Origin of the sequence: Kitasatospora sp. NPDC048407 (assembly GCF_043200475.1) — a bacterium.
Lineage (GTDB): Bacteria > Actinomycetota > Actinomycetes > Streptomycetales > Streptomycetaceae > Kitasatospora.
This window is the reverse complement of the sequence record NZ_JBICXW010000018.1, coordinates 99,519-119,028: the sequence shown is the minus strand read 5'-3', so window position 1 is coordinate 119,028 and position 19,510 is coordinate 99,519. Positions and strand designations below refer to the sequence as shown.

18 protein-coding genes are annotated in these 19,510 nt (G+C 71.1%); 9 read left to right on the top strand and 9 right to left on the bottom strand.

Annotation, left to right across the window (positions count from 1 at the left end; translation table 11 throughout):
- Positions 1 to 254: 254 nt before the first annotated feature.
- Positions 255 to 1,466: a 5-aminolevulinate synthase gene (gene hemA / locus ACGFWJ_RS27950; RefSeq protein ID WP_392954567.1), complete on the bottom strand. Its 1,212-nt coding sequence runs from the start codon at positions 1,464 to 1,466 to the stop codon at positions 255 to 257.
- Between the two features lie 211 nt (positions 1,467 to 1,677).
- Here hemA and ACGFWJ_RS27945 point away from each other — a divergent pair, with 211 nt between their 5' ends.
- The 3 genes from ACGFWJ_RS27945 (at position 1,678) to ACGFWJ_RS27935 (ending at position 5,658) form a co-directional block, all read left to right on the top strand.
- Complete coding sequence (locus tag ACGFWJ_RS27945) at positions 1,678 to 3,222, top strand: class I adenylate-forming enzyme family protein (RefSeq protein WP_392954566.1); 1,545 nt, start codon at positions 1,678 to 1,680, stop codon at positions 3,220 to 3,222.
- 7 nt (positions 3,223 to 3,229) lie between these two features.
- A complete protein-coding gene (locus ACGFWJ_RS27940) occupies positions 3,230 to 4,807 on the top strand; it encodes a long-chain fatty acid--CoA ligase (protein WP_392954564.1) in 1,578 nt (525 codons plus the stop codon).
- A gap of 95 nt (positions 4,808 to 4,902) precedes the next feature.
- Positions 4,903 to 5,658 carry an alpha/beta fold hydrolase gene (locus ACGFWJ_RS27935; RefSeq protein WP_392954562.1) on the top strand — a complete coding sequence of 252 codons (756 nt, stop codon included), beginning with the start codon at positions 4,903 to 4,905 and terminating at the stop codon, positions 5,656 to 5,658.
- A gap of 92 nt (positions 5,659 to 5,750) precedes the next feature.
- On the opposite strand, the gene ACGFWJ_RS27930 is transcribed toward ACGFWJ_RS27935, so the two are convergent.
- Both ACGFWJ_RS27930 and ACGFWJ_RS27925 read right to left on the bottom strand, forming a co-directional pair.
- Positions 5,751 to 7,388 (bottom strand): alkaline phosphatase D family protein, encoded by a 1,638-nt coding sequence (locus ACGFWJ_RS27930; RefSeq protein ID WP_392954560.1) that lies wholly within the window; start codon positions 7,386 to 7,388, stop codon positions 5,751 to 5,753.
- Positions 7,389 to 7,524: 136 nt separating this feature from the next.
- Positions 7,525 to 8,016 carry a YfbM family protein gene (locus ACGFWJ_RS27925; RefSeq protein WP_392954558.1) on the bottom strand — a complete coding sequence of 164 codons (492 nt, stop codon included), beginning with the start codon at positions 8,014 to 8,016 and terminating at the stop codon, positions 7,525 to 7,527.
- A gap of 478 nt (positions 8,017 to 8,494) precedes the next feature.
- Between ACGFWJ_RS27925 and ACGFWJ_RS27920 the strand changes: the two genes are divergently transcribed.
- The gene (locus ACGFWJ_RS27920; protein WP_392954556.1) at positions 8,495 to 8,974 is read left to right on the top strand and encodes a hypothetical protein; all 480 of its coding nucleotides are present in this window, start codon (positions 8,495 to 8,497) and stop codon (positions 8,972 to 8,974) included.
- Positions 8,975 to 8,979: 5 nt separating this feature from the next.
- Here the strand turns inward: ACGFWJ_RS27920 and fxsT are convergent, their stop codons facing one another.
- Both fxsT and ACGFWJ_RS27910 read right to left on the bottom strand, forming a co-directional pair.
- Positions 8,980 to 11,670: an FxSxx-COOH system tetratricopeptide repeat protein gene (gene fxsT, locus ACGFWJ_RS27915; protein WP_392954554.1), complete on the bottom strand. Its 2,691-nt coding sequence runs from the start codon at positions 11,668 to 11,670 to the stop codon at positions 8,980 to 8,982.
- On the bottom strand, positions 11,670 to 11,885 hold the full coding sequence (locus ACGFWJ_RS27910) for a hypothetical protein (protein WP_392954553.1): 216 nt from the start codon (positions 11,883 to 11,885) through the stop codon (positions 11,670 to 11,672). Before ACGFWJ_RS27910 ends, fxsT begins: the two co-directional genes overlap by 1 nt.
- A gap of 1,229 nt (positions 11,886 to 13,114) precedes the next feature.
- Between ACGFWJ_RS27910 and ACGFWJ_RS27905 the strand changes: the two genes are divergently transcribed.
- A complete protein-coding gene (locus ACGFWJ_RS27905; protein ID WP_392954551.1) occupies positions 13,115 to 13,852 on the top strand; it encodes a hypothetical protein in 738 nt (245 codons plus the stop codon).
- A gap of 162 nt (positions 13,853 to 14,014) precedes the next feature.
- Positions 14,015 to 14,812, top strand: coding sequence for a GNAT family N-acetyltransferase (locus ACGFWJ_RS27900; RefSeq protein ID WP_392954549.1), 798 nt, complete (start codon positions 14,015 to 14,017; stop codon positions 14,810 to 14,812).
- Positions 14,813 to 14,819: 7 nt separating this feature from the next.
- Here the strand turns inward: ACGFWJ_RS27900 and ACGFWJ_RS27895 are convergent, their stop codons facing one another.
- Entirely contained in the window at positions 14,820 to 15,596 is a 777-nt protein-coding gene (locus tag ACGFWJ_RS27895) for a class I SAM-dependent methyltransferase (RefSeq protein ID WP_392954547.1), read from the bottom strand.
- On the bottom strand, positions 15,593 to 15,958 hold the full coding sequence (locus ACGFWJ_RS27890) for a S26 family signal peptidase (protein WP_392954545.1): 366 nt from the start codon (positions 15,956 to 15,958) through the stop codon (positions 15,593 to 15,595). The genes ACGFWJ_RS27895 and ACGFWJ_RS27890 overlap by 4 nt, the downstream gene beginning before the upstream one ends.
- 159 nt (positions 15,959 to 16,117) lie before the next feature.
- Here ACGFWJ_RS27890 and ACGFWJ_RS27885 point away from each other — a divergent pair, with 159 nt between their 5' ends.
- On the top strand, positions 16,118 to 16,717 hold the full coding sequence (locus ACGFWJ_RS27885; RefSeq protein ID WP_392954543.1) for a hypothetical protein: 600 nt from the start codon (positions 16,118 to 16,120) through the stop codon (positions 16,715 to 16,717).
- A 34-nt stretch (positions 16,718 to 16,751) separates the two neighbouring features.
- A complete protein-coding gene (locus ACGFWJ_RS27880) occupies positions 16,752 to 17,030 on the top strand; it encodes a hypothetical protein (protein WP_392954541.1) in 279 nt (92 codons plus the stop codon).
- Between the two features lie 38 nt (positions 17,031 to 17,068).
- Here the strand turns inward: ACGFWJ_RS27880 and ACGFWJ_RS27875 are convergent, their stop codons facing one another.
- Positions 17,069 to 17,809 (bottom strand): alpha/beta hydrolase, encoded by a 741-nt coding sequence (locus ACGFWJ_RS27875; RefSeq protein WP_392954575.1) that lies wholly within the window; start codon positions 17,807 to 17,809, stop codon positions 17,069 to 17,071.
- Positions 17,810 to 17,962: 153 nt separating this feature from the next.
- Here ACGFWJ_RS27875 and ACGFWJ_RS27870 point away from each other — a divergent pair, with 153 nt between their 5' ends.
- Positions 17,963 to 18,679, top strand: coding sequence for a GNAT family N-acetyltransferase (locus tag ACGFWJ_RS27870; protein WP_392954539.1), 717 nt, complete (start codon positions 17,963 to 17,965; stop codon positions 18,677 to 18,679).
- A gap of 174 nt (positions 18,680 to 18,853) precedes the next feature.
- Here ACGFWJ_RS27870 and ACGFWJ_RS27865 read toward each other — a convergent pair whose 3' ends face one another.
- Entirely contained in the window at positions 18,854 to 19,483 is a 630-nt protein-coding gene (locus ACGFWJ_RS27865; protein ID WP_392954537.1) for an NAD(P)-dependent oxidoreductase, read from the bottom strand.
- Positions 19,484 to 19,510: the final 27 nt, after the last annotated feature.

Genomic DNA, 19,510 nt, shown 5'->3' with positions numbered 1-19,510 from the left:
CGCTCTCGCGGGGCGCGCGCCGACCGGGACGCCTTCGTCAGGCCCGGCGCGTACCCCCACCGGACCTGCGACGTCGATCTTGCCCACTGCCGCATAGCAGCCCGATAGCGCGGGCCGCGACACGACGCGGGTACGGGGAGCGGGCGGGGCGCGGAGCGGCGGGAGGGCCGCGCGCGTACCCCGTGGAGCGGGCGGGGCGCGGAGCGGCGGGAGGGCCGCGCGCGTACCCCGTGGAGCGGGTCGGCCGTGCAGCCCTAAATGCGCGGCACCCCGAGCTCGCGCCAGATCCCGTCCAGTGCCGCGACGAACGCCTCGACCTGTGCGGGCTGGTGGACGGCGCCGGGTGCGCTCCGGAGGATCTCCTGTCCCGCGCGCACGCTGGGCGCGTTGATCGCCTGCACGTAGATGCCGTGGCGCTCCAGCAGCAGGGCGGAGATCCGCCGGGCGAGCGCGTCGTCCCCGACGAAGATCGAGACGATGTGGGAGCCGTCGGAGACGAAGGGGATGCCGTGCTCCGTGAGCAGCCGGTGCGTCAGCCGCGCGTTCGCGTGGAGCCGGTCGCGCTCCTCGTCGGAAGTGCGCAGGTGCCGGACCGCGGCGAGCGCGCCCGCCACGACCGCCGGAGGCAGGGCGGTGGTGAAGATGAAGGAGCGGGACAGGCCGCGCACCGCGTCGACCAGTTCGGCGGGACCGGCGATGTACCCGCCGGTGGTGCCGAATCCCTTGGCGAGCGTTCCCATGATGACGGTGAACTCGTCCGCGATGCCCAGGCTGGCGGCGATACCGGCTCCCTGCGGCCCGTACATTCCGACCGCGTGGACCTCGTCGAGGAAGGTCATCGCGCCGTATTTCCGGGCGATCCGGGCGATCTCGGCGAGCGGGGCGACGTCGCCCGCCATCGAGTAGACCGATTCCATGACGATCATCTTCGGCCGGTCGGGATCGGCGGCGGATATCAGCTCTTCCAGGTGCGCCGTGTCGTTGTGCCGGAAAATGTGTTTCTCGGCGCCGCTGTGGCGGAGTCCGTCGATGATCGAGGCGTGGTTCATCTCGTCGGAGAAGACGACGCAGTCCCCCAGCCGGCCGGCGAGGACCGTGAGGGCTCCGTCATTGGCGGTGTACCCGGAGGTGAAGAGAAGGGCGTCCTCTTTTCCGTGCAGATCCGCCAGTTCGTTCTCCAGCAGTACGTGGCAGTGGTTGGTCCCGCCGATGTTCCGGGAGCCGCCCGAGCCCGCGCCGTACTCGTCGAGGGCTTCGCGGGTCGCCGCCAGGACCAGCGGGTGCTGGCCCATTCCCAGGTAGTCGTTGCTGCACCACACGCTGATCTCGGAGGTGACCCCGTCCCGCAGGCTCTTGGCCGCCGGGAATTTCCCGGCGAGCCGGCCGATCTCCAGGAACTCCCGTTTCGCCTTCGGTGATCCACCTTCCTTCATGCGCCGCGAGAAGAGCTCCAGGTATTGGTTCATGACGACCCTTTTCTCCGAAGACTGCGCCGATGCGAGGCCCGGACCGGTAGAGGGAATTGTCTCAGAGCGAAATATCACTTCGATGGCGCGGGGTGCGACAATTGAGAACCCGCCGCGCATCCGCTTTTCCGATTCACGCCCCCTGGTGGACCCGCTTTGCCCGTTGTAGGCTGTGCGGAAATTCCTCGAAACGGCACCACTGGAGTTTCCCATGCCGTCGGACGAAACGTATGTCAGCCAGATCCTTGAGGTAATCTCCGCGGAACCGGAGAAAGTGGTCCTGTCCTGGCGCGACCGGACGCTGACCGCGGCGGAGCTGACCGCCCTGGTCCGGTCTGCCGCGCAGGCCCTGCACCGGCAGACCGGCGGGCACGGCGCCGGCGCCGTGGTCGCCATCCTGACCGTCACCAACACCGCCCCGACCCTGGTCCTGCGGTACGCCGCGAACCTGGTCGGGGCCACGGTGGTCCACCTGCACACCACCAACGCGGTCGACCCGGCGGACCACCTGGCCGCCGGCGCCAAGCTCAAGATCCTCCGGGACACCGGCGCGACGCACCTGGCCGTCGACGAGGAGAACCTGGCGTCCGCCCGCGACCTGCGCGAGCGGCTGGGCACGCCGCTCACCCTGGTCGCCCTCGGCGACCTCGGCCCCGACGTCCTGGACCTGACGACCGGGGACCCGGACGCGCTGGACCCGGCCGGCATCGAGATCGCCCCCGACCGGCCCGCGGTGGTGACGTACACGAGCGGGACGACCGGCGAGCCGAAGGGCATCGCCTTCGACTTCCGGGCCCGCAACGGCTTCATCTCCGCCGGGCTCCAGATGCGCTGGCGGTCCGTCTACCTGGCCTGCCTCCCGCTCAGCCACTCCAGCGGCGCCACGGCCGACGACTCGCTCGCGTCCGGCGGCTCGGTGGTCCTGCGGGACGGCTTCGAGCCGGGCGACGTGCTGCGCTCCGTCGCGCGGCACGGGATCACCCGGATGCTGCTCTCCCCTCCGCAGCTGTACCTGCTGATGGACCATCCGGAGCTGGGCTCGACCGACCTGTCCAGTCTGCAGATGGTCACCTACCTGGGCTCCCCCGCGTCCCCCGAGCGACTGGCCGAAGCGGTCAAGGTCTTCGGCGACGTGCTGCTCCAGGTGTACGCGACCAGCGAGGCGGGTTTCGTCAGCATGCTCTCGCCCGCCGAACACCTCGACGCCCGGCTGCGGGCCACGGTCGGCCGCCCGATGCCCGACTGGGTCCGGATCACCGATCCGGACGACCACCACGACCTGCCGCCCGGCGAGATCGGCGAGGTCTGCGTCCGGTCGCCCTTCACGATGAGCGCGTACGTGGCCGAGCCCGAGCTCACCGCCCGGACCGTACGGGACGGCTGGGTGCACACCGGCGACCTCGGCTTCGTCGACGGTGACGGCTACCTGCACCTGCGCGGCCGGATCGGCGAGGTGATCAAGACCAACGGCATCAAGATCCATCCGGTGACGGTGGAGAACGCCCTGCTGGCCCACCCCGACGTGGTGCAGGCCGCCGTCTTCTGCGTCCGGGACCGGGACCGGATCGAGTACCTGCACGCCGCCGTGGTGCTGCGCGACGCGGGCACGGCCGGCCCCGACGAGCTGGCCGAGCACGTCCGGGCGACCGTCTCGCCCAAGCACGTCCCCGCGCGGATCCGCGTCCGCTCCGAGCTGCCCCTCACCGGTGTCGGCAAACCGGACAAGGCGCGGCTGGCCGCGGAAGCGAGCGGGTGAGACCCCCGTGACCCTCTCCGTGGCGGCCATCCTCGCCGAGTCCGCGCTGCGCCGGCCGGAGCACCCGGCGATCGTGTCCGGCGCCCGGAAGATCACCTACCGCGAGCTGTGGGACGGGGCGCGGAGGTACGCGGCGGTGCTGCGCGCGCGGGGCATCGGCCCCGACGACAAGGTGGCGCTGCTGCTGCCCAGCACCCCACACTTCCCGCTGGCCTACTTCGGCGTGCTCGCGCTCGGCGCGGTCGCGGTCCCGGTCCACGCCCTGCTCCGGGCGGACGAGATCGCGTACGTCCTGCGGGACTCCGGGGCGGTGGCGCTGATCTGCGCCGCCCCGCTGCTGGCCGAGGGCGGCCAGGCGGCGGAGACGGCCGGCACGCCCCTGCTCACCGTCATGGAGCGGGAGGGTGCCCCCGATCGGCAGCTGGACGCGCTCGCGGCGCGCAGCGCCCCGATCGACCGCCAGGTGCCGCGCGACCCCGGGGACATCGCGCTGGTCCTCTACACCTCCGGCACCACCGGCAGGCCCAAGGGCGCCCTGCTCACGCACCTCAACGTGGTGATGAACGTCGACACGACCATGCTGTCGCCGTTCGACTTCACCGCCGACGACGTCCTGCTCGGCTGCCTGCCGCTGTTCCACACCTTCGGCCAGATCTGCGGCATGAACACCTGCTTCCGGGCGGGGGCGACCATGGTCCTGATGCCGCGGTTCGACGGACCGGGCGCGCTGGAGCTCATGGTGCGGGAGGGCTGCACCGTGTTCATGGGGGTCCCGACAATGTACACGGCGCTCCTCGACGCGGCCCGCGCCGACCCGCGCAGGCCGGCGCTCGACCGCGCGTTCTCCGGCGGCGCCGCGCTGCCGGTGGCGGTCCTGGACGCGTTCCGCGAGACGTTCGGCTGCCCGGTCCTCGAAGGGTACGGGCTGACCGAGACGTCCCCGGTGGTGGCCTACAACCAGAAGGCGTGGCCGCTCAGGCCCGGCACGGTGGGCCGGCCGATCTGGGGCGTCGAGGTCGAGATCGCCAGGGCGGAGGTCGCGGACAGGATCGAGCTGCTGCCCGCCGGCGAGACCGGGGAGATCGTCATCCGGGGCCACAACGTGATGGCCGGCTACCTGAACCGGCCGGAGGCGACCGCCGAGGCCATCGTGGACGGCTGGTTCCGCTCGGGCGACCTCGGCGTCAAGGACGACGAGGGCTACCTGTCCATCGTCGACCGCAAGAAGGACGTGGTGCTGCGCGGCGGCTACAACGTCTACCCGCGCGAGGTCGAGGACGTCCTGGCCCGCCACCCGGCGATCGCCCAGGCGGCCGTCGTCGGGCTCCCCCACCCCGTCCACGGCGAGGAGGTCTGCGCGGTGGTGCGGGCCCACCCCGGCAGCACGCCGGGCCCCGCCCTCGGCGCCGAGATCGTCGCCTGGAGCAGGGAGCGGATGGCGCCGTACAAGTACCCGCGCCGGGTGGAGTTCGTGGACGCCTTCCCCCTCGGCCCCAGCGGCAAGGTGCTCAAACGCGAGCTGGTCGCCCGGCTGAGCACCGCGAACCCGGACCGGCCACCGGCCGGCCCGCCGCGCCCGCACTGAGCCCGGGCCCAGGGGTTCCGGTTCGTCAGGTGGCCCCGCCCATGCCGGGTGAACTGCCTGTTCAGGCGGGCGGATCGCGGGGAACGACCGAGGGCATGACGATTCCGCACCGCTTGACCGGCACCGGCGACCACCATGTCCTGGTCCTCCACGACTGGTTCGGCACCAGCGCCGGCTGGGGCCCGTTCCTCGACTACCTCGACGGCGACGCCTTCAGCTACGCCTTCCTCGACTACCGCGGCTACGGCCAGCGCAAGGACGTTCCCGGCACGTACACGCTCGCCGAGATCGCCGCCGACGCGCTCGCCCTGGCCGACGAACTCGGCTGGGACCGTTTCTCCCTGGTCGGCCACTCGATGGGCGGGAAGGCGGCCCAGCAGGTACTCGCCGAGGCGCCGCTGCGGGTGCGCAAGCTGGTCGGCCTGGCGCCGGTGCCGGCCGGGGCGTACCCGCTGGACGAGGCGGGCGAGGCGCTGTTCTACGGCGCCGCCGAGGACCGGGAGAAGCGCCTCGCCATCCTCGACCTGGTCACCGGCCAACGGGCCGGCCGGGTCTGGCTGGACCGCATGGTCGACCAGTCCCTCCGCCTGTCCGCCCCCGAGGCGTTCGGCGGCTACGTCCGCGACTGGGCGACGGCCGACCTGGAGCACCGGATCAGCGGCAACCCGGTGCCGGTCAAGGTGATCGTCGGCGAGCACGACCTCGCCCTCACCGCCGACGTGATGCGCGGCACCTTCCTCACCCACTACCCCAACGCCGAACTCGAAGAGCTGGGCGGCAGCGGCCACTACCCGATGTACGAGACCCCGGTGGCCCTCGCGGCGTCCCTGGAGGGCTTCCTCCACAACTGACGGTGAAGATGTGTGACGGCTTCCCCGTCGGGTCTGACCGGCGGCCTGCGACGGCCCGGATCCTCACGAACCGTCGCAGGCCACCGCTCGTGTCAGGCCGGCCGGATGCCCGGGTTGCCGGCCTCGGTGACGAAGGAGGCGGCGGTGAGCAGGGTGCCGTCGGGGCGGGTGATGTGGGTGACGGCCCGGTAGTCGGCGCGGGCGTGCTGGCGGTCGAGGGTGACCACGGTGTAGCCGCGCCGGCCGTCGTAGAACTTCATGTGCGGGTTGGCGGCGGTCAGGGTGGCCCAGTTGGAGGGGTGGGCCTCGCCGTCGCCGTCGCTGCTGATCGAGGTGCCGACGAACTCGACGCCCACGGTGCGGGAGTTCGGGTCGTCGAAGTCGCGCTTGACGTCGAGCGCGTAGGCGACGTGCACGTCGCCGGTGAGCAGCACCAGGTTCTTGACGCCGGCCTGGTCGACGGCGGTCAGGAAGCGCTCGCGGGCGGCGGGGTAGCCGTCCCAGGCGTCCATGGACAGCTTGGAGCTGGCGGCGGTGGTGTTCTTGCGGCGGGAGAACACCACCTGCTGCGGGACGACGTTCCACAGCGCCTTGGAGCGGCGCAGCCCGTCCGCGAACCAGCGTTCCTGGGTGGCGCCCATCAGGGTGCGCTTCGGGTCCTGGGATTCGGGGGTGGGGTACTGCCAGCCGTCGCCGTTGGCCTGGTCGTCGCGGTACTGGCGGGTGTCGAGGATGTCGAACTGCGCCAACTGCCCGTACTGGAAGCGGCGGTAGAGGGTCAGGTCGGTGCCGCCCGGCTTGGGCATCCGCAGCGGCTGGTTCTCCCAGTAGGCGCGGTAGGCGGCCGCGCGGCGGGCGACGAACGGCGCCGGGTCCTGGTTCTTCTCGGGGATGCCGCCCGCGTAGTTGTTCTCCACCTCGTGGTCGTCCCAGGTGACGTACCAGGGGTGGGCGGCGTGCGCGGCCTGCAGGTCGGGGTCGGTCTTGTAGAGCGAGTACCGCAGCCGGTAGTCCTCGAGCGTGGTGGTCTCGTGGTTGAGGGCGGCGGGCAGGACGCGGTCGGTGTACTTGCGGTCGCCGCCGACGGAGTCGATGCCGTACTCGTAGATGTAGTCGCCGACGTGGAAGACGGCGTCCAGGTCCTCCTGGGCGAGGTGGCGGTAGGCGGTGAAGTAGCCGTCCTCGTACGCCTGGCAGGAGACCAGCCCGAGCTTGGTGCTGTCGAGCTTGCGGCCGTGCGAGGGCGCGGTGCGGGTGCGGCCGACGGGGCTGGTCCACTGCCCGACGGTGAACCGGTACCAGTACTCGCGGGCCGCCTCCAGGCCGGTCGCGTCCACGTGCACCGACCAGTTGAACTCGGCGTGCGCCTTCGCGCTGCCGCGCCGCTCGACACGGCGGAACCGCTCGTCCCGGGCGATCTCCCAGCCGACCTTGACACTCCCCGCCGGCGGCAGCCCCACCCCTGGCTCCAGCGGACGCGGCGCGAGCCGGGTCCACAGCACCACCGCGTCCGGCAGCGGGTCACCGGAGGCGACGCCGAGGGTGAACGGGTTCTCGGTGAGGGTCCGCGGCGCGAGTTCGTTCTCCTCGGCGTGCGCGCCGGGCAGGTTGACGCCGAACGCGAGCGCGGCGGCGGCCGAGGTGACGGTCAGGAACCGCCGCCGGTCGAGCCGTCCGGCGGCGGCGAGCAACTGCTGGTCGGGCGTGGGACGGTCGGAAGTGCTGGACATCGGAGAGGCGCCTTTCGCCGAATGGGTCGGTGTGCGAAGGGAATTCGACCCGTCCTGGTGGTCTGCCCGTGGTCATCGCCTTGGCAAACGAATGATCATTTGATGGCAAAGTCGTGAAGAGCGGCGACAGGCACGCTCACTGATCGACCGTGAACACCACCGCCCGGCCCTCCTTCGCGGCCCGCCGGTAGAACTCCCGCACGCCCGGCAGGAAGCACACCGTGTACTCCAAGTCCTCCTCGCCGCGCGCGCCCTCGTACTCCTCGAACTCCAGCTCCGCGTACCGCCCCCGCAACCACTCCTCGTCGACCTCCTCCAACGCGGCCGCCACCGCCCGCACCTGCGCCGGATCCGCGTAGCAGGCCACGTAGTCGTCGTCCTCCAGCAGCAGCCGCCCGCCCAGAACGACGTGGGACAGCGGGAACTCCCCGTTCTCGAACTCCAGCCGACCGTCCGTCAGACACCGGTGCAGCGCGTCCCACGCCTTGTCCAACTCGCACACCCGCGGCCCGTCCCAGGCCTCCTCCACCTCCCCGACCAGCGCCATGACCTCTTCGTCGCCCTCACACGCCAACAGCCGCGTCCGCTCGCTCTCGGTCAGCGCGAACAGCACTCCCAGAGACCCCATCCCGGCATCCCCCTTTCCGTCCCCGCGATTGAAGCGAACAGGACTGACAAATCCCGCGCCGCACCGACCCAACCCCGCCCGAGTCTCAGCGGCGCGCACGACGTCCTGCGGAACCCAGCCGGCAATCCCGCGCTGCTTCCCGAACACATCGACACGCTGATCGCCCACGGCGCCTCCGGTGTCCTGTCGGAACTGTGCGATCAGCCGAAACTGACGCCCGGCCAGCTCGACGCCCCGCTGACCGTCGGCGGGCGTGAGGCGTTCCTCCGGCTGATCGCGTCCGGGGCGATGTCACGGGAGCGGATTCCTGGGGACGCCCCCGAGGCCCTGATGGCCGCCCATCGACCGGCCGGACACACCCGCCGACACGAGCCGCCTGCTCGCCACCTGCCCGGACGCGGACGTCCGACACGAACTCGCGCGATACGTTCTCCACCACTACGACTGGGACGAGACGCTCACCGACGACCGCTTTGCCGTGATCCTCGCGCTCGCCCAGGACCCGGACTGCTCGGTGGCCGTCCCGATGGTCCGGGTGGCGGGCGACCGCGGCAAAACCGTATGCCCGCAGGCCCGCGCGCGCACCGAGCCGTGCGTCCGGATCGCGCTCGCCGCGTTCACCGCCGACGAGCAGTTCCTCCACGCCATGCCCTCGACGGACGGGCCAGCGCCGCTGACGCCGTGCCCCCATCGCCCCGATCCGGACGCCGCCCTGGCCGAAATCCGGCGCGCCGCCATCGGGAACTGGCGAGCGCAGGCCGACGCGGTCGAAGAATTGCTCGACGCAACCTGGCCCGCGCTGGCCGTCCCCGCCACTGACTACTGGAACGGGCTGTCGGCCGAGACCTACGCCCGGCTGCTCGCGCTGGACGCCCCCGAGGTCACCGGCCGGGTGGCAGTGAACCAGGGGACACCGGCCGGACGGCACCGTGGCCACCCATCCGGCCGCGACATATGAGCGGGTCAAAAAGGAGGAGGATCGAGATCACGATCAACGCGGTGCCAGTTTCGAACCGCGATGGTAGTCGGGTGTTCCTCGCCGAAGAGTTCGACGAGCGCCGCGACGGCCTGCATGCGCAAGCTCTCGGCCTCGCTGCGCCGTCCGGCCGCGCGGAGGGTGATGGCGAGGTTGGCCTGGCAGATCAGGGTGTCGGGATGGGTGGCCCCGTAGCGGGCGGCGAGGCCGTCGTACGCGCTGCGGCCGAGCTGTTCGGCCTCGTCGAGCTGCCGGTTCTCGGCGAGCGCGTTGGCGAAGTTGATGACGGCGTTGAGGGCGAACGGGTGGTCTGCGCCGAGCACGCGGCTGAGTCCGTCGACCGCGGAGCGGCCGTGCTGGACGGCGCCCTCGGTGTCGCCGGAGCCGCGCAGATAGATGCCGAGGTCGTTCTCGCAGGCAAAGGTGAAGGAGTGCTCGTCGCCGAACAGTCGCCGGTGGCCCTCGTAGACATCGGTGGCGATGTCGCGGGCGGTCTCCTTGTCACCGGCGGCACTGAAGTCCGCGGCGAGGTTGAGCCGGCAGGCGAGTGCGTCGGGGAATTCGGGGCCGTACAGGTCGACGTACCGCTCGTAGGTGCGCTCGGTGAGTTCGCGGGCTTCGGCGTACTGTCCGGCGCGGCGCAGTGAGACGGCGAGCGACTTCGCGTTGCGCAGTCCCTCGGGAAGGCCAGAATGCGAAAGGGCCGTGAAGACATTGGCGACTTCCCTGAGCAGTTCCGCGGAGCCCTTGTAGTCGCCCATTTCGCGCAGGTCGCGGGCCAGGTTGGACTTGGAGCCGAGGGTGTAGGGGTGAAGCGGGCCGAGGACGGCGGAGCGGCGTTCGACGGTGTCCTGGTCGAGGTCGCGGGCGGCGACGCTGTTGCCGACCAGGCGGTGGTCGATGGCGAGGTTGTTGGCGACGGAGAGGGTGCGCGGGTCGTCCTCGCCGAAGAGTTCGATGAACTGGTTGTAGGTGTCCTGGTCGAGGGTGAGGGCTTCCTGGAAGCGGTTGAGGTACCGCAGGTCGGCGGCCATCGAGTTGGCGGTCATCAGGGCGTACGGGTGGTGTTCGCCGAGGAGTTCGCGCTGGCCGTTCAGGGTCGCCCGGTCCAGTTCCAGTGCCTCGATGTACGAGCCCTGGGAGCGCAGCACGTTGGCAATCTGCAGTCTGAGGCTGAGGATCTGCCGCCGCCAGACCTTCTGCTCAGCAGGGCCGGGCTCGGCCGCGGAGCGCAGCATCCAAGTGGCATCGAGCTGGCGGCCGAGTTGCAGGGCCTGGTCGAGGTCGACACGCTTCCACAGGTAGCGGACCCGGTCGATGAGCAGTTCACGGACTTCGCGCCCGTCGCAGTCCTGCGCCCTGGACGGCGCGAGGTGCGGCCAGATGGCTTCCATAGTGGGCCAGTTGGCGGGGTCGTCGGCATCTCCGCGGGACGGGCGGGCGTTGACCAGGATGCGGTGCACCTGATGCATGGCGATGTTGCGTTCGACTTCGCTCATGCCACTGCGGACAACGGCTTGGACGAGTCGGTGGACCTGGAAGGAGCCGGAGCCGGCGTCGGTCTTGGCGAGGGCGTAGCGGCTCACCGCGCTCAGCACCTTGCCGAGCAGGAAGGTGTCGATGAGTTCCTCGTCGTAGGGGTAGAGCGCGAGACGCATCTGCTCGGAGAAGAAGAACTGCTTGAGCGAGATCGGCTCGGGCGCGAAGAACGCGCACAACTCCAGCAGCCGGACGGCGGCAGGCGACTGCTCCCGCAGCCGAGCGATGGAGACGTTCCAGGTGAGGCCGACGGGCGTGGGGTAGTCGACCGGGGTCTCGCCCGCCGCAAGGACCCTGGTGGCCTCGGCCCGAAGGAGGTTGACGTACATGTCTACTGGGGTTGCAGTGGCAGTCAGCCACGCGGCTGCAACTTCCACCGCGAGCGGGAGGTCGCCGACGGCCTCAGCGACCCGGTCGGCGTCGGCGCGGGTCAGGCCGCGGACCCGCCGGGTGAGGTGGTCGACGGACTCGGTCCGGTCGAACACGTCGACGTTGAGCACGCCGGCCTGCCCGGACCAGCCCTGGTTGCGGGAGGTGACCAGGATGTGGCCGGGACCGTCGGGGAAGAACCGGCGGATCTCGCCCGGCTCGTCGGCGTTGTCGAAGATCAGCAGCCAGTTCGGCGTGGGCAGCCCCTGCCGCAGCGCGTCACGCGCGGACTGGGCGGCCTCGTTGACGTTCTCACCGACCCGCAGGCCGAGTCGTCCCGCGAGTTCGGCGAGGCCGACGACGACGTTCTCGCTCTGCTCCGCGTCGATCCACCACACCAGGTCGTAGTGCGACATGTACCGGTGCGCGTACTCCAGCGCGACCTGAGTCTTACCCACGCCGCCGAGCCCGGACAGGGCATACAGCGATCGCCGGGAACCTGCCTTGTTGTTGGCCAGCGCGGCGCGCAGGTCGGCCAAGGCATGATCCCGCCCTGTGAACAGTGGGTTCCGCGACGGCACTGACCAAATGACAGGGCCCGAGCCCGCCAATGTCTCAGAGCCACCGGAGCGGCCCGGCCATCTACCAGCCTCTGCTGGCAAGATGTAGAGGTCACCGCTAACCACCACACCAATGCTGTCAGCGGCGACTCCGCGCTCACCCTCCGATATGATCCGGCGCTCGCCGGCTGACTCGTTGGGCTGCCCCATCACTGGATCGAATTGTTGTCGCCGCTGATCACAGTATCGATGTGATAGGCCGCGACGCCGCGCTCGCCCGAGGCAGTGATGACAGTTCGTGGCGCACGCGGCAGCATTGCAGCGATCTCTTCCCGCAACTGACCGTCCTCACGGAACGCCCGTTCGATTTGCTGACGCAGCTCCGTGGATGCCGCCGGATCTTGCTGCCCGGCGGCGTCCTCCAACGCGACAGCGAGAGCAGCTTGATCAGGCCTGGCGCGCCGACGCCACACAGCCTGGAGGATCCGTTGTCCTAGCTTCACTGTGGCATCAGCCGCCGTATCCTGCGCCCGGGTGAGTACCGTAGCCCCGTAAGCACTCACTGCCGCGCTGAGATACGGCCCGGTCTGCTCCACGAGCTGCGCCAACTCGACTGACACGCGATCCCCCAAGGCCTTGAGTCAGCTGTGCGTCCGTCAATTTTGCCATCCTCCAGCCGATCCATGTGCCGGATCGTCAATACTCCTGCAAAGACCGGAACTTGGATCTCTCACCGACCAGCTCTTCGCTTCCTAGCGGCCGTTGCGTCAGTCATCCTGATCGAAAACCGGGAAGGCCCCCCTCGGTCTGGCAACCGTTCCCACCCTGCTGCTACGTCGGGGCCACCCGCAAACCGCCGGGCCCGGCACTCTCACCGCGCCCTGATACTCCCGTCCAACCCATCACCTCGATCAAGGGCGCCGGAGGTCGGGTCATGTATTGAGTCTTCGACGACTCGCCAGACACCTTGTCCGTCGTGGTCTTCGCCCCCCACTGTCCGCGGCCCCGTCCCGACTATGCCATCCGCACCGCGACTGGCCGCGGACAACCCGTACGCCAGTTGGGCGCTCGACGGTATGTCCTCCCGAATGCTGCGCCAGGTCCAGGCCGAGAGGAACACGGCGGGCGACTCGCGGGCGTTCGATCCCGCCGGTGCCGAAGTGCGCACGGCAGGTTGCGACAGCGGGTGGGTTCGGTGAAGAAGACCCACCTGCCGCATAGGTGAAGCACGAATCCCCAGGCATGAAACCGAATCCCTGCGCGTTCCCGACCGCACCAAAATCGTGCTGCCACGCATGCCCTGCTGACTTCTCGTGGAAGATCACGCCGGAGGGCAGGCGGCCGGTCCTTCCGGTCGGACCATACTCGATTGATCTGATCACCGCGGAGGACGAAGTATTCCGCCTGCAGTGCAGCGTGTACGAGGCCGTCTTCGTCAATGAGGGACATTCTACCCAGCCCGGGTGGACGTATCGGGTTCAGCCCCAGCGACCGATGAGTCCGATCCAGTTCACCGAGTAGGTCGCCGGGCTTGCCGTGACCGCTGCCAGGATTGACCGTCAAATCCTCGCCACTCCATTGGAATATGCTTCGCCCATGCCGCCTGGCAGCCCATTCCAATGGACCCACAGGGGTCTCACCAGAGAAGGACTCGATGTCCGAGCCGTTCGAGAACCGCATCACTTCCATCATCCCGGTACCGGCCAACTGGTACGCGACCACGTCCGTGAACCAGTACTCCCAGAGCGACAAGTCGCGGGATGTGCAGGTTCTGGTCAGCCCCGTCATCGCTTGGGCGACCGTCGACCAGATCTATGGAGACGGCGAAACATTGCCGCTAGTCGAGCCCGTGTTCCTCAACGATGGCCGGCCGGTGAACGCCACCGAATTCCAGCGCATCTACTCCGAGTTTGAACGCGACCCAGGATCCCGGCATTTCCGGTCCACTGTCCGGACGCGCTCCGCAGAGGGGCTCCCCGAGATCGAACCACTCGCCTACCTGCCAGGCCCGGGTCAGGTCGTTGTCTCCTCGGGCAGTGGCACGGGTTCAGCGTGCTCGACGGCGAGCAGGGAAGGAGCCGCGACTCCTGGGGCGTCGCCGATCTCGCCCTCGCACAGTTCCCCTTACTCACCATCGACGAACTCCCGCACGTCCGCCGCCCCCACCCAGCCCACCACCTCGTCCACCCGTGCGGCCAACCCGGGCGCCCACACCTCCACCGCGAACCGCACCGCCCCCGGCCTCCGACCCCGTTCGCTTGGCCAGCCGCACTCCGACGCCCGCCGAATCCGCGCACCGCACCGCCACCACGCCCTGTACGTCGTCCACTCCTCGCTCGCCCGATCGTCCTCAGACAATATGATGGGCCCTACGGCAACCGAGGCCGGTTAGACGGCCGCCGCCGAGGACCGCCCCCGGATGCGCGACCACGCCGAGCGCCTCGCCCATAGCCTCTGACCTGCCCTCACCCCGCGCACCAGCCGCGTCACCGAAACGTCGTGATCACGTAACAGCGCCAGGGACACCATCGCCCACCCGTCTACGCTCCCCCGCATGAGCCTGACAGTTTCTGACGTCGCCGCCGCCGGTGCGGCCTGGGTGTGGATGCCGGACGACGCCGAGGTCGTCGAGGACCCGGAGTTCACCTTCCTCCGCCTGCCCGACTACTGCCCGTTCGACCTCTCGGTGGTCTCCTTCACACCGACTCGCCCAGTGGACCAGGCCGTTGACGCCCTGATGGCGCGGGCCCGCGCCTTCGGGCCGCCGGTGCTGGACTGGCAGGTGCTGCTCGGCGCCCCGGAGGGGCTGGAGGCCGAACTGTCCGCGCGCGGCGGGAAGGTGAAGATCGTGCTGGAGATCCTGGCCGCCGATCTGGGCGACGGTGCGCCCGAACTCCGGCCCCCGGCGGTGGACGTCGAGCTGCGCTGGGCCACCGACGTGACGACGGCCCTCGACGGGCTGACGATCGAGGCCGCGGGGTTCCGCGGCGAACTCCCGCCCGCCGAACGGATCGAGGCGGTCGCGGCGAAGAACGCGGAGACCGTCCCGGCCGGCCACGGCGGCCTGCTCGTCGCCTATGTGGACGGCGAGCCCGTCGGCACCGGCGGCGTCTCGGTGGTGGACGGCGTCGCCCGGCTCACCGGCGGCGTGACGGCCGAGCCGTGGCGGGGTCGCGGGGTGTACCGCGCGGTGCTGGGCGCCCGGCTGAACTACGGTGCGGCGCACGGCGCGACGATGGCGCTGGTCAAGGCCAACCCGGCCACGTCCGGCCCGATCCTGCACAAGTCCGGCTTCACCAGCTTCGGCCCGGAACCGGTGTACGCCATCCCCCTCCACGAGGACCGGCCCTGACCGCAGTTCACAGCCGACGGGCCCGCAGCACCCCCGTCAGCATCGGCAGGACGAACTCGCCGTCCGCCGTCTCCGGCCGGCCCGCCAGGTAGTCCCGGGCCCGGGCCAGCCGCGCCTCCCGTTCGGCCTCCGGCATGACCAGCAGGCCCGCCTTGGTGGCGAGCGTCGCCACCAGCGAATCGGCGGTCCGGCGCTGGCCGTGCGGGAATTCGGCCTGCTCGGCGGCCCCGAACCGGGCGGGCCCGCCGGCCGGGGGCAGGTGCATCCGGGCCGTCCCGGCGCGCCAGCTCGCGGGGACGTCGCGCGGCCCGATCGCCGCGCTCCCGCCGGCCTCGGCGAGCCCGGCGACCCAGGCGACTCCGTCGTCGAACAGGTTCCACAGGCCGGCCAGCACCCCGCCGGGGGCGAGCACCCGGGCGATCTCGGGGCCGGCCGCGTCCATGTCGAACCAGTGCATCGCGTTGCCGGACAGCACGGCGTCGACCGACCCGTCCGGCAACGGAATCGACTCCGCACACCCCGCCAGCGCCCGCATCTCCGGCAGTTCCCGGCGCAGCTGGGACAGCATCGCGGCGTCGGGTTCGACGGCGACGACCTCGGCGCCCGCCGCGAGCAGGCACCCGGTGAGCTTGCCCGTCCCGGCCCCGAGGTCCAGCACCCGCCGCCCGGGCGCCGGTTCGAGCGCCCACCGGACGGCGGCCGGCGCGTAGTCCGGACGGTGCGCGGCGTACGCTCCGGCTGCGGCGCCGAACGACGAGCGGTGTCGCAGGTGTTCGTCCTTCACGCGGAATCACCCGACCCGACCGGCATCGTCCGGCTCGACGCGCCGGGCCGCGCCACGCCGTCGACCGAGACGCAGATGCCGAAGACCCGGTCGTGGCCCGTCCAGCCGTTCACGCGGCCCCGGTTGTTGCTGATCTGCACGCGCCGCCGGGCCGGATCGAGGGCGGACACCAGGTGGAGGTACACGGTGCCGGCGACCCGGGCGAGCACGATGTCGCCGACCTTCAGCAGTGTCGGGTCCACCGGTGCGACGAGCACCGACTGCCGACTACGAATCAGCGGCACCATCGACGAACCGCTCGGCCGGAACTCAACGGTGGCCCCGTCGGCGACTCTTGCCGCCACGCCGTCCAATGCTCCCATTCGACGATCGTGGCGGCTCCTTCCCGGTCGTTCCACCGAATTTCGGGCCCCGAACCTGAGTACGGATACTCTGTCGGACGGTCCATCGCACACGGAAGGATCGCCTGCCGGGGGGACGGGCCGCCCGGGGCCCGCCACAGTCTTTTTGGAGTACTCGCCGTGAAGCGTCCTGTCCTGGTCCTCGCCGCCGTCGTGTTCGCCACCGCCGGGGCCCTGACCGGCTGCGGCAGCAAGCACGTGACCGACTCCGGTCAGGCGGCCCCGACCCCGCAGACCTCGGCGAGCATCAACCAGGCCCAGCAGGAGGCGCAGGAGCGCTGGCAGCAGCAACTCGCCGAAGTGGACCGGAAGTTCCCCGACGTGGCGAAGCTCTGCGCGGACAAGGCCACCACGGTGCCCACTCCGCCGCCCGCCACCTCCGGGACCGACCCGGAGAACTCCAAGTACGCCGAGAACCACGCCTACTTGCAGATGGCCACCCTGACGGACAACCAGCGCTGCCGCGGCGAGGCCCACGCGGCCCGCATCACGGCCGCCGTCAAGTCCGCCCCCATCGACGTGAGCCAGGCCCGCACCCTGATGACCGGCCTCGGCTACCCCGACGCCAACTTCACCCCCTACGGCGACGGCATCCACTTCACCCTCTCCGTCCCCGGCCCGGGCGGCTGCCTCACCGGCAACCTCTCCTCCGCCGCCCGCATCGAGGTCCACGGCGCCTACCTCGAAGGCGGCTGCGAACGCCCCCGCGGCGGCCACTGACCGGTCCGGCAGGCTCCTGCGGCGGCGTCGCACCGTGACAACTCACATCGAGGAAGGCGAAGTTGTGACTCGGGGGGACGAAGTCGTCAGGGCCCTGCTGGCGGCGATCGCGGCCTTGGACGACCTCGTCGCGGTGGGCCATGACTCGCACATTGCGCTGAACGCCCTGGAAGAGATCGCCCACGAGCTGGGCAGCATGGAGCCGGAGGAGCGCCGGCGGTTCATCGAGAGGCTGGACCGCGTTGCCGCACAGGAACCTGATCGAGCGGCTTGGATCGGGGGCATTCCCGACGCACTGGGGCTCGATCGCTGAACCCTTCGCTGCACTGCCGCCGCCTTCAGCGCGTCATCTCACAACCGCCGGCCGGAGTTGTGCGCAGCGATGCCCGCCGCGCGCGCCAGCACCTCGGCGGTCCGCGTCCCCGCCCGCACGGCGTGGTCGGCGGTGCTGGGCAGGCAGCGGGCGTGTTCGGGGACGAACTCGGTCATGATGACGCCGGCGTGGTCGGTCACGTCCTCGTGGAGCAGCACCGGCCGGCCCCGTTCCGTGAGAGCCGTGAACAACTCGCGTGACCGTTCGACGTCCACCACCGCGTCGGCGGTGCCGTGCACCAGCCACACCGGTACCGGCGGCCCCTCGTCGCCGCCCACGCGCAGGTCGTCGAGCGGGACGGTACCGGTGGTCGGTGCCGCCGATCCGTACGCGCCGGCGATTCCCACCACGGCTTGCGGCCTCCAGTCGCCGAAGGCTCCGGGGTTCACGGCGACGCCCACGGCGGCCTTGCCGCCCAGCGACCAGCCGGCGAGCGCGATCCGCTCGGGATCCCCGCCGAACTCGGCCACGTGCTGCCGTGCGAAGGCGGCCGACTCCCTCAGGTGCGTTCGCCCGCCGTCCGGTGCGTCGGGACGCCAGTCCGGGACCAGGACGACGACGCCCCGCTCCGCCGCGGCGCGGGCGACGGGCGCGAGGACGTCCCGTTCGTCGGGGCCCCGGCCGTGCCAGAGCAGCACCGCGGGCATCGGCTCCGGCGCGTCCGCGGGCCGGTGGACGTCCATGAGCTTGCCACTGGCCCCGTACCTGACGACAACCATGGTGGTCACCGCGACACCCCCGACTCGTCGGACCACGAAAGGCCTCACGCTACCAACCCCGGTCAACCGACCTGACGTCACCTCGACTCGCCGCCCCGGCCCCTCCCGGAAATCGAGGTGCCGGGCGCGCGGCAGGCCGGGCAGGATGCGGCAATGACGAACTCTTCGCTGCCGCAAGCCGCTTGGCGTCTCTGGGAAGGTCTGGCCGGGACGACCTTCCCGCCACCCGGCGGGGTGGCCGTCGCCGTCGTGCCGCGCTCCGGCCTGTGCCCGCCCGGGTGGGTCGGGCTGATCGCACTCGGGGGTGCGGTGCTGGCGACGGCGCCGGACGAGCGGCGGGCGCGGCTGGTGCGCGCGGCGCTGCGGAAGGACCCGACGGCGGTGACCGGGGACGCCGAGCGGCTGCGCGAACTCCTCCCGATCGGCGAGTTGCTGGGCCCGGCCACGCTCGCCTACCTCGCCCCGGACGGGCTCCGACCCCAACCACCCACCACCCTCTCGACAGTCCAACTCCCGCCCACCGACCCCCGGTTGCGCGACCTGGTGCGCCGGGCCGGAGAGCAGGACGCCGACGAGGCCGGACTCGAAGACCTCACCTCCCCCGTCTTCACCGTGCTCGCCGACGACCGGGCGATCGCCGCCTGCGGTTACCGCGCCTGGCCGTTCGAAACGGCCCATCTCGGCGTGCTTACCGACCCGGCCCACCGCGGCCGCGGCCTCGCCGGTCACACCGCCGCCGCCTCCGCCCGGCACGCCCTCGCCGCCGGCCTTCTCCCCCAGTGGCGCGCCCGCGTCCCGGCCTCCCGCCGGGTCGCCGCCCGACTCGGCTTCCGCGAACTCGGCACCCAGGTGTCCGCCGAGGTGCGCTGAGCGTTCAGGCCCCGGCGATGCCGAAGTGCGCTGAGCGCTCAGGCCCCGGCGATGCCGAAGTACGCTGAGCGCTCAGGCCCCGGCGATGCCGAAGTACGCTAAGCGCTCAGGCCCCGGCGATGCCGAAGTACGCTAAGCGCTCAGGCCCCGGCGATGCCGAAGTACGCTAAGCGCTCAGGCCCCGGCGATGCCGAGGTGGGTGCGGTGGTGGCGCGGGGTGTCGATCTCGTCGAGCAGGGCGCGGGCGAAGTCGGCGTGGGTGACGCGGGCGGCGAAGTCGCCGGTCGTGACGGTGTAGTGGCCGGTGGGTGCGGCGGTGTGGTCGAAGTCGCCGGCGGGGCTGACGATCAGCCAGTCCAGCACGGTATCGGCGGCGCGGTACACGGCGCTGCCGGCGGCGTGGGCGCGCGAGAACGGGCGGTACTCCTGCGGAAAGCCGGGGGCGTCCATCAGCGGTGTGCCGGGGGCGAGTTCGAGGGTGGCGGCCAGGCCGAGGGTGATCAGCCGTTCGACGCCTGCCCGTTCCAGTCCGTCGACCAGGGCGTGCGCGGCGGCGGCGAAGAACGCGTCCGGCCGGGCACCGGCGTCGTACGCGGCCATGACGGCGGCGTCGTGTCCGGCCGCCCGGTCGGCGACGACACCGGCATCGGTGACGTCACCGGTCACCACATGGAGGCCCGCCAGGTCCGGGTGGGCGTCGGGGTTTCGCACCACGGCGGTGACGTGGTGCCCTCGGCGGACGGCCTCCGCGACGGCCGCACGTCCGACGCGCCCGCCCGCACCGAAGATGATGATCCTGCGCATGAGTTGCTCCCTCGACCTGTCGTACTG

What these genes read in the sequence shown, in the direction of transcription:
- hemA (WP_392954567.1), bottom strand. Translation starts at nt 1,466, where the DNA reads ATGAACCAATACCTGGAGCTCTTCTCGCGGCGCATGAAGGAAGGTGGA.
- ACGFWJ_RS27945 (WP_392954566.1), top strand. Translation starts at nt 1,678, where the DNA reads ATGCCGTCGGACGAAACGTATGTCAGCCAGATCCTTGAGGTAATCTCC.
- ACGFWJ_RS27935 (WP_392954562.1), top strand. Translation starts at nt 4,903, where the DNA reads ATGACGATTCCGCACCGCTTGACCGGCACCGGCGACCACCATGTCCTG.
- ACGFWJ_RS27930 (WP_392954560.1), bottom strand. Translation starts at nt 7,388, where the DNA reads ATGTCCAGCACTTCCGACCGTCCCACGCCCGACCAGCAGTTGCTCGCC.
- ACGFWJ_RS27925 (WP_392954558.1), bottom strand. Translation starts at nt 8,016, where the DNA reads ATGGGGTCTCTGGGAGTGCTGTTCGCGCTGACCGAGAGCGAGCGGACG.
- fxsT (WP_392954554.1), bottom strand. Translation starts at nt 11,670, where the DNA reads ATGGGGCAGCCCAACGAGTCAGCCGGCGAGCGCCGGATCATATCGGAG.
- ACGFWJ_RS27905 (WP_392954551.1), top strand. Translation starts at nt 13,115, where the DNA reads ATGTCCGAGCCGTTCGAGAACCGCATCACTTCCATCATCCCGGTACCG.
- ACGFWJ_RS27900 (WP_392954549.1), top strand. Translation starts at nt 14,015, where the DNA reads ATGAGCCTGACAGTTTCTGACGTCGCCGCCGCCGGTGCGGCCTGGGTG.
- ACGFWJ_RS27890 (WP_392954545.1), bottom strand. Translation starts at nt 15,958, where the DNA reads ATGGGAGCATTGGACGGCGTGGCGGCAAGAGTCGCCGACGGGGCCACC.
- ACGFWJ_RS27875 (WP_392954575.1), bottom strand. Translation starts at nt 17,809, where the DNA reads ATGGTTGTCGTCAGGTACGGGGCCAGTGGCAAGCTCATGGACGTCCAC.
- ACGFWJ_RS27870 (WP_392954539.1), top strand. Translation starts at nt 17,963, where the DNA reads ATGACGAACTCTTCGCTGCCGCAAGCCGCTTGGCGTCTCTGGGAAGGT.
- ACGFWJ_RS27865 (WP_392954537.1), bottom strand. Translation starts at nt 19,483, where the DNA reads ATGCGCAGGATCATCATCTTCGGTGCGGGCGGGCGCGTCGGACGTGCG.